14 protein-coding genes are annotated in these 19,489 nt (G+C 70.4%); 9 read left to right on the top strand and 5 right to left on the bottom strand.

The window, feature by feature from the left end; genetic code table 11:
• Positions 1-359: 359 nt before the first annotated feature.
• From ACPT94_RS05750 to ACPT94_RS05735, 4 genes are all read left to right on the top strand, one after another.
• On the top strand, positions 360-551 hold the full coding sequence (locus ACPT94_RS05750; protein ID WP_189934137.1) for an SPOR domain-containing protein: 192 nt from the start codon (positions 360-362) through the stop codon (positions 549-551).
• A gap of 30 nt (positions 552-581) precedes the next feature.
• Positions 582-992: a (deoxy)nucleoside triphosphate pyrophosphohydrolase gene (locus tag ACPT94_RS05745; RefSeq protein ID WP_360336241.1), complete on the top strand. Its 411-nt coding sequence runs from the start codon at positions 582-584 to the stop codon at positions 990-992.
• Between the two features lie 210 nt (positions 993-1,202).
• Positions 1,203-1,610, top strand: a complete 408-nt coding sequence (locus ACPT94_RS05740) for an ATP-binding protein (RefSeq protein ID WP_360336239.1) — start codon at positions 1,203-1,205, stop codon at positions 1,608-1,610.
• 335 nt (positions 1,611-1,945) lie between these two features.
• Positions 1,946-4,642 carry a SpoIIE family protein phosphatase gene (locus ACPT94_RS05735; protein WP_425245263.1) on the top strand — a complete coding sequence of 899 codons (2,697 nt, stop codon included), beginning with the start codon at positions 1,946-1,948 and terminating at the stop codon, positions 4,640-4,642.
• Between the two features lie 24 nt (positions 4,643-4,666).
• Here ACPT94_RS05735 and ACPT94_RS05730 read toward each other — a convergent pair whose 3' ends face one another.
• Entirely contained in the window at positions 4,667-6,199 is a 1,533-nt protein-coding gene (locus ACPT94_RS05730; protein WP_425245262.1) for a hypothetical protein, read from the bottom strand.
• Between the two features lie 142 nt (positions 6,200-6,341).
• Between ACPT94_RS05730 and ACPT94_RS05725 the strand changes: the two genes are divergently transcribed.
• Positions 6,342-7,586, top strand: coding sequence for a glycoside hydrolase family 18 protein (locus ACPT94_RS05725; RefSeq protein ID WP_425245261.1), 1,245 nt, complete (start codon positions 6,342-6,344; stop codon positions 7,584-7,586).
• A 51-nt stretch (positions 7,587-7,637) separates the two neighbouring features.
• Here ACPT94_RS05725 and ACPT94_RS05720 read toward each other — a convergent pair whose 3' ends face one another.
• From ACPT94_RS05720 to ACPT94_RS05705, 4 genes are read right to left on the bottom strand one after another with little or no spacing between them, the layout of a single operon-like run.
• Positions 7,638-8,414, bottom strand: coding sequence for a succinate dehydrogenase/fumarate reductase iron-sulfur subunit (locus ACPT94_RS05720; protein WP_425245260.1), 777 nt, complete (start codon positions 8,412-8,414; stop codon positions 7,638-7,640).
• Positions 8,411-10,372, bottom strand: coding sequence for a fumarate reductase/succinate dehydrogenase flavoprotein subunit (locus ACPT94_RS05715; protein ID WP_425245259.1), 1,962 nt, complete (start codon positions 10,370-10,372; stop codon positions 8,411-8,413). The genes ACPT94_RS05720 and ACPT94_RS05715 overlap by 4 nt, the downstream gene beginning before the upstream one ends.
• Before the next feature lie 17 nt (positions 10,373-10,389).
• A complete protein-coding gene (locus ACPT94_RS05710; protein ID WP_360336228.1) occupies positions 10,390-11,211 on the bottom strand; it encodes a hypothetical protein in 822 nt (273 codons plus the stop codon).
• A 35-nt stretch (positions 11,212-11,246) separates the two neighbouring features.
• Complete coding sequence (locus tag ACPT94_RS05705; protein WP_360336226.1) at positions 11,247-11,537, bottom strand: hypothetical protein; 291 nt, start codon at positions 11,535-11,537, stop codon at positions 11,247-11,249.
• Positions 11,538-11,870: 333 nt separating this feature from the next.
• Here ACPT94_RS05705 and ACPT94_RS05700 point away from each other — a divergent pair, with 333 nt between their 5' ends.
• The 4 genes from ACPT94_RS05700 (at position 11,871) to ACPT94_RS05685 (ending at position 19,450) form a co-directional block, all read left to right on the top strand.
• Positions 11,871-14,033, top strand: coding sequence for an ABC transporter family substrate-binding protein (locus ACPT94_RS05700; RefSeq protein WP_360336224.1), 2,163 nt, complete (start codon positions 11,871-11,873; stop codon positions 14,031-14,033).
• A 151-nt stretch (positions 14,034-14,184) separates the two neighbouring features.
• Positions 14,185-16,101 carry a translational GTPase TypA gene (gene typA, locus ACPT94_RS05695; protein WP_360336222.1) on the top strand — a complete coding sequence of 639 codons (1,917 nt, stop codon included), beginning with the start codon at positions 14,185-14,187 and terminating at the stop codon, positions 16,099-16,101.
• Between the two features lie 408 nt (positions 16,102-16,509).
• Positions 16,510-17,550, top strand: coding sequence for an ABC transporter permease (locus tag ACPT94_RS05690; protein ID WP_360336220.1), 1,041 nt, complete (start codon positions 16,510-16,512; stop codon positions 17,548-17,550).
• Positions 17,551-17,653: 103 nt separating this feature from the next.
• Positions 17,654-19,450, top strand: coding sequence for an ABC transporter substrate-binding protein (locus tag ACPT94_RS05685; protein ID WP_360336218.1), 1,797 nt, complete (start codon positions 17,654-17,656; stop codon positions 19,448-19,450).
• Positions 19,451-19,489: the final 39 nt, after the last annotated feature.

Genomic DNA, 19,489 nt, shown 5'->3' with positions numbered 1-19,489 from the left:
GCGCATGGAGTGAGACAGCGCACACCCTTCCGGCAGTTGCCTCCGGAAACCGCCCTCCGCGAGGCCGCTCGCGCGCCGTCGGAATCCGGTCGAATCCCGTCGTTCCCGCAGGTCGCCCGCCAGATGTCCGGCAACGCGCCGACCGGAGGCGTCGTGCCCCGCGCACGGCGCGTTCGGTCTCGTGCGCCCCCTCCGTCTTGGCTGGTTGCGTACCTGTTTGTGAAAAGCCGTATTCGCTGCGTAAAGGTTAGGCGTACGCTCGGGCATATGCGGATTGCGGTTTCCTTGGAGGGCGGGGCGCGGAGCGCGCCGCGGACGGGATCCGGGCGGGCCGGGACGAGAAGGGGGCACGGGACGCGATGAACGACAGCACCATCTCTCTGCCCTGGCTCGTCATACGGCAGGACGACAACGGCAATCGCTACCGCGTCGGCCGGTACGCGACACGCGCCGAAGCCCAGAAGATCGCGGACAGCCTCGACCACCGCGGACACAAGCAGCTCTACTGGGTCGAACGCATCGGGCAGAACGGAGACGCCTCCCGGAACTGACCTCCCCGGCACTCCCGTAGGCTCCGGCGCATGACGGAACGGATCGTGGTGGTCGCCGCCGCCCTGCTCGACGGCGACCGCCTGCTCGCCGCGCGCCGCAGCGCGCCCCCCGAGCTCGCCGGGCGCTGGGAACTGCCCGGCGGCAAGGTCGAGCCGGGCGAGCGGCCCGAGGACGCCCTCGTGCGCGAACTGCGCGAGGAGCTCGGCGTCGACGCCGAGGCCGTCGAGCGCGTCCCGGGGGAGTGGCCCCTGAAATCCCCCCACGTCCTGCACGTCTGGACCGCCCGTCTGCGCCCCGGCTCCCCGCCGGCCGCTCCCCTGGAGGACCACGACGCCCTGCGCTGGCTCACCCCGGAGCAGATCTGGGACGTGGACTGGCTCGACCAGGACGTGCCCGCCGTACGGGAGACGATCGCGCGACTGAGGACGAGGGCGCGCTGACCGCCCTTTCCTGAGCGGCGCGGTTCCCTCTTTGAGCGGCACCAAGTTCCCTTTCACCGGGCGGCACCGGATCCCCTTCCCTGAGCGCCGTCGGCGTCTGCGCCGTGGTGCCACAGCGCGCGCTCTCACGCGGTACTGGCCCCGGTATATCGGGTATGTGCCCATTAACCCCACGAAACCGGTCATGGGTGTACGTCGCTGGCCTGGGAAGTGATCGGCGTGAGCGACACCGAAGGCGACTGCGCCGAGTGGACGTTCCCCGCGGACCCCGGCGCGGTGCGTACCGCCCGGAGCGCGGTGCGGGGGCAGCTGCGCGGCTGGGAGCTGGACAGCCTCGGCGACATCGCGGCCCTGCTGGTCAGCGAGCTGGTGACGAACGCCCTCCGGCACGCCACCGGTCCCATCGGCGTCCGCCTGGTCCGCCCCGCGGGTCTGGAGGGCGTGCTGCTGGTGGAGGTCTCCGACCCGCTGCCCGACCCGCCCCGCGAACGCGTCGCCCTGCCCCTGGACGAGAGCGGCCGCGGACTGCAACTGGTGGCCTCCTCCGCGCGCCGCTGGGGCACCCGGCCCGGGAACTCCGGCAAGACGGTGTGGTTCGAACTGACGGTGCCCGGCTGAGTCGGCGTCACCGAAGCGGGAGCGGTTGGCGATTCGCCGTCGTGGGAACCGCTGTTGTCGGATTCGCTGTAGCCGGCGACCAGGTCTGGGAGGCTGAGGGACCAGGATGCACGCCCGTCGGCGGGACTGTCCGCAGACCCGTGCCGGAAGGTGTGGTTCGACGACGTGTCCGCTGGTTAGAAGACTGGAAGTGTTGTCACGGATCGGTCCGGAAAACGCCTGGACCGTGCTGTGATCGTGAACACCGTGCCGCGCGGCGCCGTAGTGCTGGATACTGCGGGCAGCCGCCCCCGGTGACCGATGCCGGGCGCGGTGAGCTGGAGGGGACGGTTCGCGTGAGCGAGATACCAGCGAAGGCCACGGAGTCCGAGGACCCGTCGGACGGCGCGAGGGCTGCGGCCGCGGGTGCGCTCGCGGACGAGGCCGGGCACATCCTGGGTGAGGGCGAGGGTGAGGTGCCGACCGGAGACGCCCTGTGGCAGAGCAGTCCGCCCGGCTCCATCTACGACTACATCAAGGTCGCCTCGTTCTCCATCGGCGCCGACGGGCTGGTCGACCAGTGGAGCCTGCGCGCCGAGCAGATCCTCGGCATCTCCGCCGAGCGGGCCGTCGGGATGGACCCCATCGACGCGTTCATCGACCCGGATCTGCGCGAGCGCGGCCAGCGCAAGATGGCCGAGATCCTCGACGGGCGGGAGTGGACCGGTGTGGTCCCCTTCCGGATGCCGGACACCGCCGACGGCCGGCGCGGTGAGGAGGGCCTCGCCGAGGTGTACGTCATGCCGACGCGCACTCAGGAGGGCGAGAAGGCCGCCGTGTGCATCGTCGTCGACGTCCGCACGCTGCGCAGCATCGAGACCGATCTCGCCGCATCGCAGGCGATATTCGGTCAGTCTCCGTTCGGATTCCTGCTGATCGACCCCGAGTTGCGGGTCCGCCGCGCCAACGAGCGGTTCGCCTCCGTCTTCGGGGGCACCCCCGACGACCACCGCGGCAAGGGCGTGCACGACTACCTGCCCCGGTCCGAGGCCGAGCGGGTCAGCGCGATCCTGCGCCGGGTGCTGCAGACGGGCGACTCCATCACGGACATGCACGTCACGGGCTTCGTGCCCGGCTCCGACGAGCGCCGCCACTGGTCGATCAACCTCTACCGCGTGAACAGCGGTTCGGGCCGCCCGATCGGCGTCGCCTGGCTCGGCATCGACAACACGGCTCGCCGCGCCGCCGCCCGCGAGGCCGCCGCCGCACGGCGCAATCTCGCCCTTCTGAACGAGGCGGGCGCCCGCATAGGGAACTCCCTGGACCTGGAGACGACGGCGCGCGAACTCCTCGACGTCGTCGTGCCCGGCTTCTGCGACCTGGCCACCGTCGACCTCTACCAGGGCCTCCTCGTCGGCGACGAGACCCCGCCCGGGCTCGCCGACGGCAGCGCCGAACTGCGCCGCGTGGCCTTCGCGTCGGCGGTCTCCGACGCCCCCTTCGCCGGCACCGGCGCGCCCGTCGCGGTCGGCGCGGTCCACCACTTCCCGTTCAACTCGCCCTGCGCGGACGCCCTGCGCACCGCCCGCCCGCAGTCCATCCCCGGCGAGGACGGCGGGCTCGTGCAGTCCACGCTCGCCATTCCGATGGTCGCCCACGACACCGTCGTAGGCCTCGCGCAGTTCTCGCGGACGAAGGGCAGCGAGCCGTTCGGGGACCGGGACCGGGATCTGGCGGTGGAGTTGGCGGCGCGGGCCGCCGTCTGCATCGACAACGCGCGGCTGTACCGGCGTGAGCACGAACGGGCGTTGATACTGCAGCGGTCGCTGTTGCCGCCGGGCGACCCCGTGGCCTCCGGCCTGGACATCGCCTGCCGCTACCTGCCCGGGAACGCCTCCACCGGACGCCCCAGCGAGGTCGGCGGCGACTGGTTCGACGTGATCGAACTGCCCGGCCACCGTACGGCGTTGGTGGTGGGCGACGTCATGGGCCGCGGCCTGCGCGCGGCCGTGGCCATGGGCGAACTCCGCACGGCGGTGCGCACCTTGGCGCTCCTGGACCTCGAACCGGCCGAGGTGCTGTCCGCGTTGGACGAGATCGCCCGGGGACTCGGCACGCCCGGCGGGGTCCAGCAGGCCACCCGGGCCGCCCGCCGCCCCCGCGAGGCCGACCTCTCCGAGGTCTACCTGGCGACGTGCGTGTACGCGGTGTACGACTCCGTGACGCGCCGGTGCACCTTCGCCAACGCCGGTCATCTGCCGCCGGTCCTCGTCGAACCCGGCGAGCCGGCCCTGATGCTCGACGTGCCGCCGGGCATGCCGCTCGGCGTCGGCGGGGAGCCCTTCGAGGAGGTCGAGGTCGAACTCCCCGAGGGCGCGCTGCTCGCGCTCTACACGGATGGACTGGTCGAATCCCGCGACCATCCGCTCGACGAGGGCCTGCAGGCGTTCGTCGGAGCGCTCACCGACCCCTCCCACCCGTCACCCGACCACCACTCCTCGACGGCGGCGGCACGCGCCGACACCCATCGAAACCTGGAGGACGTCTGCGACCACGTCCTCAACACCCTCGACACCCACCACGGCGAGGACGACATCGCGCTGCTGATGGCACGTGTACAGGGCCTGCCCGCCGAGTCCGTCGGCGACTGGACCCTGCCGCGCGAGCCGCGCAGCGTGGGCCGCGCCCGCGAGTACGCCCGCGGTCAGCTCCTCAGCTGGGACATGGAACCGCTCGTCGACACGGCCGAACTGCTCGTCAGCGAGCTGGTGACGAACGCGCTGCGCTACGGCGAGGGCGAGATCAGGCTGCGGCTGCTGCTCGACCGGACGCTGGTGTGCGAGGTCTGGGACGCGGGTCTGGTCCAGCCTCGCCGTCGCCGGGCCCGGGACACCGACGAGGGCGGCCGGGGCCTGCAACTGGTCGGCCTGCTCTCCGCGGCCTGGGGCTCGCGGCGGACCGGACGCGGGAAGACGGTGTGGTTCGAACTGCCGCTCCCGGACGGGGAGACGGGGCTCACGGACCCGGCCGAGGCGCTGCTGAGTCTGTTCTGAGACGAGGGGACGAGGGCCCGGGGCTCAGCTCCCCGACGGCTGCGGACGGTCGCGGCGGGCCGCCGTGCGGGGGCCGCCGAAGCTGTTCGCGGGGGCGGGGTCCAGGGCCGGGTTTCCGTGCAGGCGCACGTCCTGTTCGGCGAGTTCCCGTGCCCGGCGGGCCAGGGTGTCGGCGTGCATCCGGCCCGTGAGGGTGGCGGATGTCGGGGCCGGCCCCTCCGCCACGGTGTCCGGCCGGGTGGGTTCCGCCTGCAGTGTGTCCCGGGCCGCCGCCAGCAGGGTGCGCGCCTCGGCGCCCACCACCGCCCGGTGCGTCTGCACGAAGCCGTCCGCGCCGGCGATCGCGCCGCGTGCCGTGAGCAGGGCAGCCGCCGCGAGGACGCCGGTCCGTCCGGCGGCGATCGGTGCGACCGCCTCGACGATCCGGCGCAGGAGGTCGAGCGGGTCGTCGCGCTGCCCACCGGTCAGCGCGCGTCGTACGGCGGTCAGGACGGTGTCGGCGTGGCCGAGCCGCGCCCGCAGCTCGCCCTCGGGGAGGTTCGGCGCGGCGGCGTCCGGCTGCCTCGGCGCACCCGCGAGCACCTCCCTCACCACCGCCAGTTCCGTCTCCGCCCCGGTCAGCGCCGCCGGCACCAGCCCGGCCGCCGTCCTCAGGTCCCCGGCGAGCCGGTCGACCGCGGTGAGGAACACGTCGGCCTGGGCCACGGCGCTCTCGGCGGCACGGAGGCTGTGCACCGCGCGGTCGGTGTCGTCCGCGTCGCCGGCCTGACGGGAGTGGTTGAGGTGGGTCGTGGCGAGGACCAGACGGTTCTTCGCTTCTTCGACGTATCCGGTGACCGGGGCGGTGGCGGAGGGGGCGTACCGCCGGGTGAGGCCGGTGACGGTCGCCTCCGTGACCGGAGTGCGGGCGGTCAGCTCCCGGAAGCGTGTCTCCGCGATCCGCACGGCGTCGCCGGCCTCCCGTTCCAGAGCGCGGAGTTGGTCGAAGGCGGGTGCCTGCGCGTCCAGGCGGCTGCCCGCCTCGTGGCAGCGGCCCACGATGCCGGCGAGCGCGTGCCGTCGGGACGGCTGGTCCGCCGGGACGCCGGCGTCGTAGCGCCGTCGTATGCGGAAGGCGGCGGAGAGTTCGCTCTCCGCGTCGCGCAGGGCCCGGGCGAAGGGAGCGACGGCCTCGGCTCCGTGGCGGGCCTCGGCGAAGGTCAGTTCCTCGCGACTGGTGCGGATCCAGTTGTCGGCCTCGGTCAGCAGGGCCCGGGACTGGGCGTCGAGGTCGGTGAGGGGCGGGGCGGCCGGCGTGACGGGAGCGCCGCCGGGGGTCGTGCGGTCCCTGGCCCGACGGGTGCGTCGTATGTAGGCGTACCCGGCGAGTGTGCCCGCCGCGGCCATCACGACGACCGGCAGGGCCAGGTCCGTGGGCGACGTCTTCTCGTCCTGCGACTCGGCGGCGGCGACCGGGGTATCGGCCTTGATCGCAACCGGAACATCCGTACTGATCGTCGTCCCTGGCAACAGCAGCCACCCGACCCCGGCCGCACCGCCCAACAGGGCATGCGCCACCCGCACGGCTGTGTGCGAGGCAGGACGCCGGGGCCGGCCCCGTATCAAGGAAGACGTCACATTTGGGAGCGTATGAGGAGTAATGCGGGCACGCGAGCGGGGTGAGGTGGGTGGGGGTACGCCGATGAGAAGGGGGAGCGCGATGGAACGTTCCGGCGGGACGGGGCCAGAGACAGGGACGGACACGGAGTCGGAGAAGGAGACGGAGACGGAGACGGAGACGGAGAAGGAGACGGAGAAGGAGAGGGAGTCGGAGAAGAAGCCGGGAAGGGAAGAGGAGCAGGCGCCGGAGCGGGATGCGGGAAGCGAGTCCTCCGAGGGCGCCGAGGGGGAGCGGGGCGTACCGGAGCCGGGGACCGGGCGCCGGCCCTGGGTCCGCCGGGCCCGGCGCACCGCCCTCGGTCTCGTCCTCGCCCTGCTCCTCCCCGTCCTGGCCGCCCTCACCGCCCTGCGGATCAACTACATGGGCGACCCGGCCGACGGCACCCACACCCGAGGCAAGGACGCTCTCTGGCTCGGGCACGCCTGGGTCGACGGGCGCAAGAAGGACGCGGACGTCACCGCGTTGGCCGACCGCCTGAAGGACACCGGCATCCGCGACCTGTACGTCCACGCCGGACCCCTGGAGCACGACGGCACGCTCCCCGAGTCGGCCTACGCCAACGCGCGGTGGTTCATAGCCGCCGTCCACCGAGAGGCTCCCGGTGTCCGGGTCCAGGCCTGGCTCGGTGACGTGCTCGCCAGTGAGGGATCGCACGGCATGCGGCTGGAGCGCGCGCGGACCCGCGCCGCCGTCGTGCGGTCGACCCGCGAGATCCTCGCCACCGGCTTCGACGGCGTCCACTTCGACCTGGAGCCCCTGCACTCCGACGACCGGAACTACCTCACGCTCCTCGACGACCTGCACCGCGTCACCGCGGCCCAGGACGTCCCGCTCTCCGTCGCCGCCCACCAGATCGACCCGCTCCCGGGCCTGCACTCCGCCCGGGGCGCCGTCACCGGCCACCCGAAGTGGTGGTCGCAGGAGTTCTTCGGGCAGGTCGCCCGCCGCGTCGACCAGATCGCCCTCATGTCGTACGACACCATGCAGCCGCTGGAGAGCACCTACGGCGGCTATGTCGCCCAGCAGACCTCGCTGGCCCTGGAGGTCACCCCGGAGAGCACCGACCTGCTGATGGGCCTGCCCTTCTACCACCAGAAGGGGTTCGGCCACTGGGAGCACGCCGAGACCGTCTCCGCCGCCGTCCGCGGCGTCCGCCTCGGCCTGTCCCGCACGGACGCCGACCGTGCCAACTTCGGCGTCGCCGCCTACGTGGACTTCGCGGCGACGGAGGAGGACTGGACGGCGTACCGGGAGGGCTGGGTGCGGTCAGCGACCCGGGACTGAAGCCCCGGGCCTGCCCAGCGGGCGCCACGGCACCGGCGACCCGATCCGGTCTCAGCCCGACGAGGTCCGGCGGCGGATCCTGTTCCCGAGCCACACGATCGGGTCGTACTTGCGGTCCACGGCCCGTTCCTTCAGGGGGATCAGCGCGTTGTCCGTGATTCTGATCCCCTCGGGGCAGACCTCCGTGCAGCACTTGGTGATGTTGCAGTAGCCGAGGCCGTGCTCGTCCTGGGCCGTGCGCTTGCGGTCCAGGCCGGTCTCCTCCGCCGCGTCCAGCGGATGCATGTCCAGCTCCGCGACCCGCATCAGGAAGCGGGGGCCGGCGAAGGCCCGCTTGTTCTCCTCGTGGTCGCGGACGACATGGCAGGTGTCCTGGCACAGGAAGCACTCGATGCACTTGCGGAACTCCTGCGGCCGGTCCACGTCCTCCTGGAACATGCGGTACTCGCCGGGGCCCACCCCCTCGGGCGGGACGAACGCCGGGACCTCCCTCGCCTTCTGGTAGTTGAAGCCGACGTCGGTCACCAGGTCGCGGATCACCGGGAAGGCGCGCAGGGGAGTGACGGTGATCGTCTCGTCCCGCTCGAACACCGACATACGGGTCATGCACATCAGCCGGGGCCGGCCGTTGATCTCCGCGGAGCAGGAACCGCACTTGCCGGCCTTGCAGTTCCAGCGGACGGCGAGGTCGGGGGTCTGGGTGGCCTGGAGCCGGTGGATGATGTCCAGCACCACCTCGCCGTCGTTGACCTCGACCTCGAAGTCCTCCAGGCCGCCGCCGTCCGCGTCACCCCGCCACACCTTGAAGCGGGCCTCGTAGCTGCTCACTCGTAGAGCTCCTCTTCGGCGAGGTACTTGACCAGCTCCTCCTTCTCGAAGAGGGCGAGCAGGTCGGGGCGGATGGGGTCGGTGGTCTCGCGGGCGAGGGTGATCTGGCCGTGCGTCGGGTCGGTGGCCGCCAGGGCGCCCGTCGGATCGGTCAGCCGGCACAGCAGGTTCACGTTGCGCCAGGCGCGGTCCATCGACGGATGGTCCTCGCGGGTGTGGCCGCCGCGCGACTCGGTGCGTTCCAGCGCGGCCCGCGCCACACACTCGCTGACCAGCAGCATGTTGCGCAGGTCCAGGGCGAGATGCCAGCCGGGGTTGAACTGGCGGTGGCCCTCCACCCCGGCCCGCCGGGCCCGTACGCGCAGGTCCGCGAGCTTCTTCAGGGCCTGGGCCATCTCGCTCTCGCGGCGGATGATGCCGACCAGGTCGTTCATGGTCTGCTGGAGTTCCTGGTGGAGGGTGTACGGGTTCTCCGGCTGGGCCCCCGCCGGTTCCTCGCCCTCCGCCGAGAAGGGGCGCAGCGCCTCCGCGGCGGCCAGGTCGACCTGGACGTCGTCCACCACCGGGCGCTCGTGGGCCAGCCCCGCCGCGTACTCGGCCGCGTGCCAGCCCGCCCGGCGGCCGAAGACCAGCAGGTCGGAGAGGGAGTTGCCGCCGAGCCGGTTCGAGCCGTGCATGCCGCCGGCCACCTCGCCGGCCGCGTACAGCCCCGGCACCCCGCGCGCGGCGGCCGTGTCGGAGTCGACGGCGATGCCGCCCATCACGTAGTGGCAGGTCGGCCCGACCTCCATCGCCTCGGCCGTGATGTCGACGTCCGCCAGCTCCTTGAACTGGTGGTACATGGAGGGCAGCCGGCGCTTGATGACCTCGGCGGGCATCCGCGTGGACACGTCGAGGAAGACACCGCCGTGCGGGGAGCCCCGGTCCGCCTTGACCTCGGCGTTGATGGCGCGGGCGACCTCGTCGCGCGGCAGCAGCTCCGGTGGACGCCGGTTGTTGTCGGGGTCCTCGTACCAGCGGTCGGCCTCGTCCTCGGACTGGGCGTACTTCTCCTTGAAGACGTCCGGGACGTAGTCGAACATGAACCGCTTGCCCTCGGAGTTCCTGAGCACCCCGCCGTCGCCGCGCACGGACTCGGTGACGAGGATGCCCTTCACCGACGGCGGCCAGACCATGCCCGTCGGGTGGAACTGCACGAACTCCATGTTCAGCAGGGGCGCCCCGGCGAGCAGGGCGAGGGCGTGGCCGTCGCCCGTGTACTCCCACGAGTTCGACGTCACCTTGAAGGACTTGCCGATGCCGCCGGTCGCGATCACCACGGCGGGGGCCTCGAGGACGAAGAAACGGCCGGTCTCGCGGTCGTAGGCGAAGACCCCGGAGACCCGGCCCGCCCCCGCGGCGGAGCCGCTGGCCGGCACGGTCTTGAGGATCCGGGTGACCGTGCACTCCTGGAAGATCTTCAGCCCGGACTCGTAGTCACCGGTCTCCTTGTGGTCCTGCTGCTGGAGGGCGACGATCTTCTGCTGGAGGGTGCGGATCAGCTCCAGGCCCGTGCGGTCGCCGACGTGCGCGAGACGCGGGTACTCGTGGCCGCCGAAGTTGCGCTGGGAGATCCGGCCGTCCTTCGTGCGGTCGAACAGGGCGCCCCAGGTCTCCAGCTCCCACACCCGGTCCGGGGCCTCCTGCGCGTGCAGCTCGGCCATCCGCCACTGGTTGAGGAACTTGCCGCCGCGCATGGTGTCGCGGAAGTGGACCTGCCAGTTGTCGTGCTCGTTGACGTTGGCCATCGCCGCCGCGATGCCGCCCTCGGCCATCACCGTGTGCGCCTTGCCGAACAGCGACTTGCAGATCACGGCCGTACGGGCGCCCCGCTCGCGCGCCTCGATGGCGGCGCGCAGGCCGGCGCCACCGGCCCCGACCACGACGACGTCCCACTCCTGCCGGTCGACCACGGACATCACAAGGCCCCACTCATCTAGAAGAAGCGCGGATCGTCGAAGACGCCGGACGCGACGAGATAGACGTAGAAGTCGGCGAGCGCCACGCTCACCAGCGACGCCCAGGCGAGCTGCATGTGCCGGGCGTTCAGCTTCCCCACCCACTGCCACATCCGGTAGCGCACGGGATGCCGGGAGAAGTGTTTGAGCTTGCCGCCGACGATGTGCCGGCAGGAGTGGCAGGAAATGGTGTACGCCCAGATCAGGACGATGTTGATCAGGAAGACGAGGGTGCCGAGGCCCATGTGGCCCCACGCGTGGTGCTCGTCGCGGAAGGCGAGCACGGTGTCGTAGGTCAGGATCCCGGCGACGAGGATCGCCGCGTAGAAGAAGTACCGGTGGATGTTCTGCAGGATCAGCGGGAAGCGGGTCTCGCCGGTGTACGTCCGGTGCGGCTCGGCCACCGCGCAGGCCGGCGGGGAGGCCCAGAAGCCCCGGTAGTAGGCCTTGCGGTAGTAGTAGCAGGTCAGGCGGAAGCCGAGCGGGAAGATCAGGATGATGATCGCGGGGGAGATGCCCCACCAGCCGCCGAAGATCTCCCAGTTCGGGCCGGCGTGCATGGGCTCGCAGCGCTCGGCCAGGCAGGGCGAGTAGAACGGCGAGACATAGGGCGCCGCGTAGTAGTCCGCGTCCGCGAAGGCCCGCCACGTCGAGTACACGACGAAGGCCAGCAGGCCGGCGGCGGTGGCCGCGGGGGCCAGCCACCACCGGTCGGTGCGCAGATGCGGGGCGTCGATCGCGGCGCGCGTACCGGTGCGTACGCCGCCGCTGCCGGGATGGGGTTCCGTACCAGTGGCCAATTCATGACTCCGGTCGGCTCGGGACTCCGGGCGGTTCAGGGGGCACGGCGGTCACGGGCGCCGAGACCCTCGTCGTCCGTGTCGATCCACAGGGAGTCGTCGTAGGGGGTGTCGGGGATGGTGACGAGGTCGGGGCGCTTCTGCGTGGCCGGGGTGGAGGCCGCCTCGCGCAGCAGTGCGACGCTCTCGCGCAGGTGGTCGGCGTCGGCGCGGACGCGGCGCATCTCCAGCCCGCGGGTGCCCAGGTGCTGCTCCAGGCGGCTCACGGACCGCGACAGATCGTCGAGACAGCGCTGAACCGATGCCAGATCGTCTTGCACGGACATGACGTGACCTCACTTCCGCGGGCCCGGGGGCCCTGGACGGCGACGCTCATGTGCGCCTGCGAGTGTTGCGCGTCACACCTGTCGGTGTGAAGGCGTGTGCAGCGATTGGCCGATCGTGCACCACCGCCGCACGCCCGAACGCGCGCTGTGTGCGCCGGGGCGTGCGTTGCTCCGCACGGGTGGGGTTGTGCGCCCCCACCGCCGTGTCGCCCCCGGCAGGCGAACCCTTTCCTCTTCAGTGAGCCGTAGATCAGATCAGCTCCAAAATACTGCCAAATGTGAACATAACGCACTCGAATCAGCGGCGGCAGCGGCTCCACGGAGGTACCTGAGATGTCCCACGACGGCGTCGGACCCCGCGCGGTCACGCGCTCGGTCGCCTTCCTCACCGCGGGTGTGCTCGCGATCCCCACGCTGGCCGCCTGCGGCACCGACGACCAGGCCGGCAAGCCGCTGGCCGCCCAGGACATCGCCCCGGCCGCCCGCGCCCAGGTCGCCGACGGCGGCACCCTGCGCTGGGCTGTGGACTCCGTGCCGGAGACCTTCAACACCTTTCAGGCCGACGCCGACGCCACCACCACCCGGGTCGCCCAGGCCGTCCTGCCGTCGATGTTCCGGCTCGACGCGAGCGGGCGGCCCGTGCGCAACCCCGACTACCTGGAGTCCGCGAAGGTCGTCGAGACCGAGCCCAAGCAGGTCGTCCTGTACAAGCTCGACCAGCAGGCCGTGTGGAGCGACGGCCGCGAGATCGGCGCCGCCGACTTCGCCGCCCAGTGGCGTGCCCTGTCCGGCCGGGACAGCTCCTACTGGACCGCCCGAAACGCCGGCTACGACCGCATCGAGAAGATCGAGCGCGGCGCGAACGACCTGGAGGTCCGGGTCACCTTCGGCCGCCCCTACTCCGACTGGCAGTCGCTGTTCTCGCCGCTGTACCCGAAGGACGTCATGGGCACGCCCGACTCCTTCAACGACGGGGCGCGGCGCAAGCTGAAGGTCACCGCGGGGCCGTTCGTGGTGAAGCAGGTCGACCGGGGGAACGCCAGGATCCGGCTCACCCGCAACCCGCGCTGGTGGGGACGGCCCACCAAGCTCGCCGAGATCGCCCTGACGGCCGTCAAGCGCGAGCAGCGGGCCGCCGCGCTCGCCTCCGGCACGATCGACCTGGCCGACGTCGATCCGGCCACCGCCGAGCGCATCGACGGCGCCGCCCAGGGCGCCGCCGGACCGCTGACCGGCTCCGGCGGCCGCTCCGCCGCCAAGGCGCTGCGCTCCTGGGCCATCGCCCACGGCTCCGACGAGAGCGCGGCCGAGGACGAGCAGCACGCCCGCAGGAAGCTGAGCCAGGCGATGGCGACCTGGGAACGCCAGCAGAAGGCGCTGCGCGACTACGAGGTGCGCAAGTCGCTGGAGCCGGCGTACACACAGCTCGCGCTGAACGGCGCCGACGGCCCGCTCGCCGACGAACGGGTGCGCCGGGCGGTGGCCCGCGCGCTGGACCGCAAGGAACTGGTCAAGCTGGTGCTGGGGCCGCTGGGCCTGCCCACCGTGCCCCTCGGCAGCCACCTCGCCCTGTCCGGGCAGGAGGCGTACGCCGACAACAGCGGCGCGCTCGGCGGGCAGGACAGGAAGGAGGCGCAGGCGCTGCTCGCGGACGCCGGCTGGGTGCCCGGCGGCCCGGTCAAGGAGCAGAAGAAGACGGAGAAGGCGGCCGGACCCAAGGGCGAGAAGGCCGACGCCGACGCCACCGACCCCTCCGAGGGCGGCGACGACGGCACGTACATCGTCGGCGAGGACGACAAGGCGCCCGCGGAGACGGACACCGGGCAGCTCGCACAGGACGGCAGGCAGTCCGTCACCGGGCACGGCGCGCCCGGCGCCTACGCCCCCCGCGGCACCGCCGCCCCGGCCGGCGCCGCGGGCGGGGCGCTGGCCAAGGACGGCAAGGCGCTCACCCTGCGGTTCGTGCTGCCGAGCGGTCCGGGCGCGGAGCCCCTGCACCTGGTCGCCGGGCGGATCGCGCGGATGCTGGACAAGGTCGGCATCGGCACCGAGCTCACCAAGGTCTCCGACGAGAGCTACTTCAAGGACCACATCGCCTCCGGCCAGTTCGACCTCGCCCTGTACTCCTGGCCCTCCTCCGCCTTCCCGGCCACCGACGCCCGGCCGATCTACGCCAAGCCGGTCCCGGCCGCCGACGGCTCGCTGAGCGTCGAGCAGAACTACACCCGGGTCGGCACCGACCAGGTCGACCAGCTCTTCGACGAGGCGATCTCGACCCTGGACGAGGAGGAGGAGCGGTCCCTGATCCGCAAGGCGGACTCCCGTATCTGGGCGGCTGCCGGATCGATTCCCCTCTACCAGCGCCCCCAGCTCACGGCCGCGAAGAAGAACGTGGTCAACGCCGGTGCCTTCGGCTTCCAGACGCCGGTCTACGAGGACATGGGCTTCCTGAAGAAGGGCGCGAGGATCCCGGCGAGCGCGCCGGCCGAGAAGTGACGTGAGGTGAGCCTCGTGGCCCTGTGGAAGTCGTCCGCCGCGGGGCCACGTACCATGGGGTGAGGCCGTGGCGTGTCAAGCCCGGCAGGGCCCGCGTAACACAGACGTACGCAGCAGGGCCGGTCCTCACACTCCGGGAGAACGCCGCTTTATGGCCGTGTCCACAACACGTCACGACATCCGCAACGTAGCCATCGTCGCCCACGTCGACCACGGCAAGACGACCATCGTCGACGGCATGCTGAAGCAGGCCGGCGCCTTCGCCGCCCACCAGCTCGACTCGGTCGACGACCGCATGATGGACTCGAACGACCTGGAGCGTGAGAAGGGCATCACGATCCTCGCCAAGAACACCGCGGTGAAGTACCACCCGAAGGACGGCGGGGACCCGATCACCATCAACATCATCGACACCCCCGGCCACGCCGACTTCGGCGGCGAGGTCGAGCGCGGTCTGTCGATGGTCGACGGTGTCGTCCTGCTCGTGGACGCCTCCGAGGGCCCGCTGCCGCAGACCCGCTTCGTGCTGCGCAAGGCGCTCCAGCAGCGGCTGCCGATCATCCTGTGCATCAACAAGACGGACCGGCCGGACTCCCGGATCGACGAGGTCGTCAACGAGACCTACGACCTCTTCCTGGACCTGGACGCGGACGAGGAGCAGATCGAGTTCCCGATCGTCTACGCCTGCGGCCGTGACGGCATCGCCTCGCTGACCAAGCCGCAGGACGGCACGGTCCCGGCCGACTCGACCAGCCTGGAGCCGTTCTTCTCCACGATCCTGGAGCACATCCCGGCCCCCACCTACGACGCGGACGCCCCGCTCCAGGCCCATGTCACCAACCTGGACGCCGACAACTTCCTCGGCCGTATCGCGCTGCTCCGCGTCCACCAGGGCGAGCTGAAGAAGGGCCAGACCGTCGCCTGGCTGAAGCGCGACGGTTCGGTCGCCAACGTGCGCATCTCCGAGCTGATGATGACCGAGGCGCTCACCCGCAAGCCGGCCGAGAAGGCGGGCCCGGGTGACATCTGCGCCGTCGCCGGCATCCCCGACATCATGATCGGCGAGACGCTCGCGGACACCGAGAACCCGGTCCCGCTGCCGCTGATCACGGTCGACGAGCCCGCGATCTCCATGACCATCGGCACCAACACCTCGCCGCTGGTCGGCCGCGGCGGCACCGGCAAGGGCGCGGACAACAAGGCCGCCGTCAAGGACCGCAAGGTCACCGCCCGCCAGGTCAAGGACCGCCTCGACCGCGAGCTGATCGGTAACGTCTCGCTGCGCGTCCTGGAGACCGAACGCCCCGACGCCTGGGAGGTCCAGGGCCGTGGCGAGCTGGCGCTGGCCATCCTGGTCGAGACCATGCGCCGCGAGGGCTACGAGCTGACGGTCGGTAAGCCGCAGGTCGTCACCAAGGACGTCGACGGCAAGGTCTACGAGCCGGTCGAGCGCATGACGATCGACGTGCCCGAGGAGCACATGGGCGCGGTCACGCAGCTGATGGGCGTCCGCAAGGGCCGGATGGACAACATGTCCAACCACGGCTCCGGTTGGGTGCGCATGGAGTTCGTGGTGCCCTCCCGTGGTCTGATCGGCTTCCGGACCGAGTTCCTCACCCAGACCCGTGGCACGGGCATCGCCCACTCCATCCACGAGGGCCACGAGCCCTGGTTCGGCACCCTGCAGACCCGCAACAACGGTTCGCTGGTCGCCGACCGCGCCGGTGCCGTCACCGCGTTCGCGATGACGAACCTTCAGGAGCGCGGTGTGCTCTTCGTGGAGCCCGGCACCGAGGTGTACGAGGGCATGATCGTCGGTGAGAACTCCCGCTCCGACGACATGGACGTCAACATCACCAAGGAGAAGAAGCTCACCAACATGCGGTCGTCCACGGCCGATGTGGCCGAGTCGATCGTGCCGCCGCGCAAGCTGTCGCTGGAGCAGTCGCTGGAGTTCTGCCGCGACGACGAGTGTGTGGAGGTCACCCCGGAGGCGGTTCGCATCCGCAAGGTGAACCTGGACGCCCGCGAGCGCGCCCGCGCGGCGAGCCGCGCCAAGCACGGCTGACGCTTTTTCACCCGGCCCCGGCTCTCCGTCAGGAGGGCCGGGCGTTCGGCGTGCCCGCACAGCCGGCGTGGGGCGCGGTCCGGGCACGCTCCCGGCGCCGGCCGAAGGCTGACTGTTCGCGTCCGTGATGTGACCGTCCGGTTATCGGTTAACAGGCCAGCACGTTGCGGACATGTAAACCAAAATTGCTTACTTTATGTCCGAATTGCTAAACTGTCATCCGGCGTGTCAAGCGCGCGCAGGTGTCAATCTTTGCAATTTTTCCTCAAAATATGGACGGTAGGGAGATCCCTACGCCTTGTGCCCTTGACGCGCGTTGAACACTTTGGCGAAAGTTCCCCCAAACCACAGAACCTGCCGGTATCTGTGCTGCGCTCAACTCTCCAACCCCCCGGGGGAAGAACACACATGACCAGTCCAGTCAAGGCCGAGGGCTCCGGGTCCACGGTCGCCATGGACCCTGAGCTCGACGCGACCTCCGATGTCGCCAAGGGCGAGAAGAAGCTTGAGGGCCGCTCCCCCGGTCAGTTGATGTGGCAGCGCTTCAAGCGTGACCGTACCGGGGTCGTCTCCGCATGCGTAGTGATTTTCTTCTTCGCTGTGGCCGCGCTCGCCCCGGTCATCTCCAAGGTGTACGGCAAGGACCCGTACACGCTGTACGCGCAGGAGCCGGACTACCCCTTCCTGCTCGACGACTTCGCCATGCCGACGGGCTCGTTCGGGGGCATGTCGGGCGACTTCTGGTTCGGTGTCGAACCGAAGCTGGGCCGCGACGTGTTCACCATGCTGCTGTACGGGATGCGCACGTCCCTCTACATGGCCGTGGTCGTGACCTTGGCCAGCGTGGCCACGGGCGTGCTCGTCGGCATGGTGGGCGGCTACTTCGGCGGCAAGGTCGACTACTGGCTGGGCCGGGTCACCGACTTCTTCCTGGCCTTCCCGAGCCAGCTGTTCTTCATCGCCTTCATGCCCGTCGTCACCGCGATGTTCGTCTCCCCGCGGGACGAGACCCCCACCTACCTGCGGGCCGTCGCGATCATCCTGGTGATGTGGTTCCTCGGCTGGATGGGCATGGCCCGTCTGGTGCGAAGCTCCGTGCTCTCGCTGCGGGAGCGTGAGTTCGTCGAGGCCGCCAAGGTGTCGGGCGCCTCTCCCTGGCGCATCGTGCGCAAGGAGATCCTGCCCAACATCGTCACCCCGATCCTGGTGCAGGGCACGTACATCCTGCCCAGCACGATCCTTTCCATCGCCTTCCTGTCGTACGTCGGTGTCGGCTTCGTCGAGCCGACGCCGGACTGGGGCCGCATGTTCGCCATCGGCTCCGAGATCTACGAACAGGACCCCATGTTCATGGTCTTCCCGGGCGTGGCGATGGTGGTCTTCGTGCTGGCGTTCAACCTTCTCGGAGACTCCGTCCGGGACGCATTCGACCCCAAGACCGGGCGCTGAGCCGTCCGCTGGTGGTGGGGGGGACTGCCACCCCCGATCCGGGATTCCCGGACCGTCAGGCAGTACTCGTGGACAACTATCGACAGGCAGGTGCATCGGCATCATGACGCCCATCAGAACGCGCAGCGTGCGCGCCGTAGCGGTGGCCATCGTGGCCGGATCGCTGGCACTGACCGGCTGCTCCGACAACAGCAAGAACAGCTCCAAGGACACCTCGAAGTCCAAGGACGACGCCGCCGAGCAGTCGAAGCCTGTCGCCTACGGTGACGCGAAGGCCTCCACCGGCCCGGCCCAGGAAGTGGCCGGCGCCAAGCCCGGCGGCACGATCAACGTCTACATGCAGTCGGACCTGAGCCACATGGACCCGGGTCAGATCTACGTCAGCGACGCCGGCCAGTTCGCCAACCTGGTCCACCGCGGCCTGACGAACTACCAGGAGGACGCCAAGGGCAACCTGACGGTCGTCGGTGACATCGCCACCGACTCCGGCAAGTCCTCCGACGGCGGCAAGACCTGGACGTACACGCTCAAGGACGGCGTCAAGGACGACCAGGGCAACGTCATCACGTCCGCCGACGTCCGCCACACCGTCGAGCGGCTGTACTCGAAGGTCATCTTCGACGGCCCGACCTACCTCCAGAGCTGGCTGTCCGGTTCGGACTACCGCAAGGCGCTGCCGGACGGCCCGTACAAGGGCAAGCACCTGCCCAACACCGTCCTGGAGACCCCGGACGCCAAGACGGTCGTCTTCCACTTCGACAAGCCGCGTCCGGACCTGCCCCAGGCCCTGGCCATGGCCGGCTACTCCATCGTGCCCGCGAAGCGCGACACGAAGGAGAAGTACGACAAGGCGCCCGCCTCCCTCGGTCCCTACAAGATCTCGGACTACAAGCCGGGCAAGTCGCTCACGCTGGTCAAGAACGACCAGTGGGACCCGAAGACGGACGCGGTGCGTCACCAGTACGTCAACGGCTACCAGTTCACCACCACGATCGACCAGGGCAGCCAGACCAAGCGTCTGATCGCCGACCAGGGCGACGCCAAGAACGCCATCCAGTTCACCGACTCGGTGGACCCGGCCCAGCTCTCCACGGTCATCGGCAACGCCGACGCCAAGAAGCGCACGGTCCAGGGCTACCAGCCCTACGTGTGGCAGATGACCTTCAACCTGGACCGGATGAAGGACAAGAAGGTCCGGGACGCCATCACCTACGCGATCCCGAGCCAGTCCATGGTCCAGGCCGACGGTGGCCGCTACGGCGGTGAGGTCGCCGGTGGTCTGATGGCCCCGACCCTGCCGGGCTTCGACCCGAAGTACGACCCCTTCGGCAAGCTGAAGAAGCCGAACGGTGACCTGGAGAAGGCCAAGCAGCTGCTGAAGGAGGCGGGTGTCAAGGAGGGCACGAAGCTCACCTACGCCTACTCCAACAGCCCGCGTGGCCAGGCCCAGATGGTCATCATCAAGGACGCTCTCGCCAAGATCGGCTTCAACGTCCAGGCCAAGGAGATCGAGCGCGCCAGCTTCTACGAGCAGATCGGCAAGCTGAACAACCCGTACGACCTGTACATGACCGGCTGGGGCCAGGACTGGTCCTCCCCGTCCACGGTCATCACCCCGGTCTACGACGGCACCCTGGTCGCCGACGGCGCCTCGAACTACTCGCACATCAAGGACGCCCAGGTCGACGCCCTCATCCAGAAGGCGCTGACCCAGCAGCCGACCGAGGCCGCCAAGACCTGGGAAGAGGCGCACCACCGCATCGTGGAGCAGATCAACCCGGCTGCCCCGGTGTACTACTCGAAGCAGATCCAGCTCTTCGGTTCGAACATCGGCGGTGCCCGGTACAGCACCGAGTCGAGCTACATCGACATCAACGACCTGTTCCTGAAGCAGCCGTAACCGGTCAGCTCGGCTGACCCGCGGGGGTGTGCGCCAGGC

Origin of the sequence: Streptomyces aurantiaciflavus (genome assembly GCF_049808595.1) — a bacterium.
Taxonomy (GTDB): Bacteria; Actinomycetota; Actinomycetes; order Streptomycetales; family Streptomycetaceae; genus Streptomyces.
The sequence above is the reverse complement of the archived record's forward strand: the minus strand, read 5'-3'. Positions and strand labels throughout refer to the sequence as shown.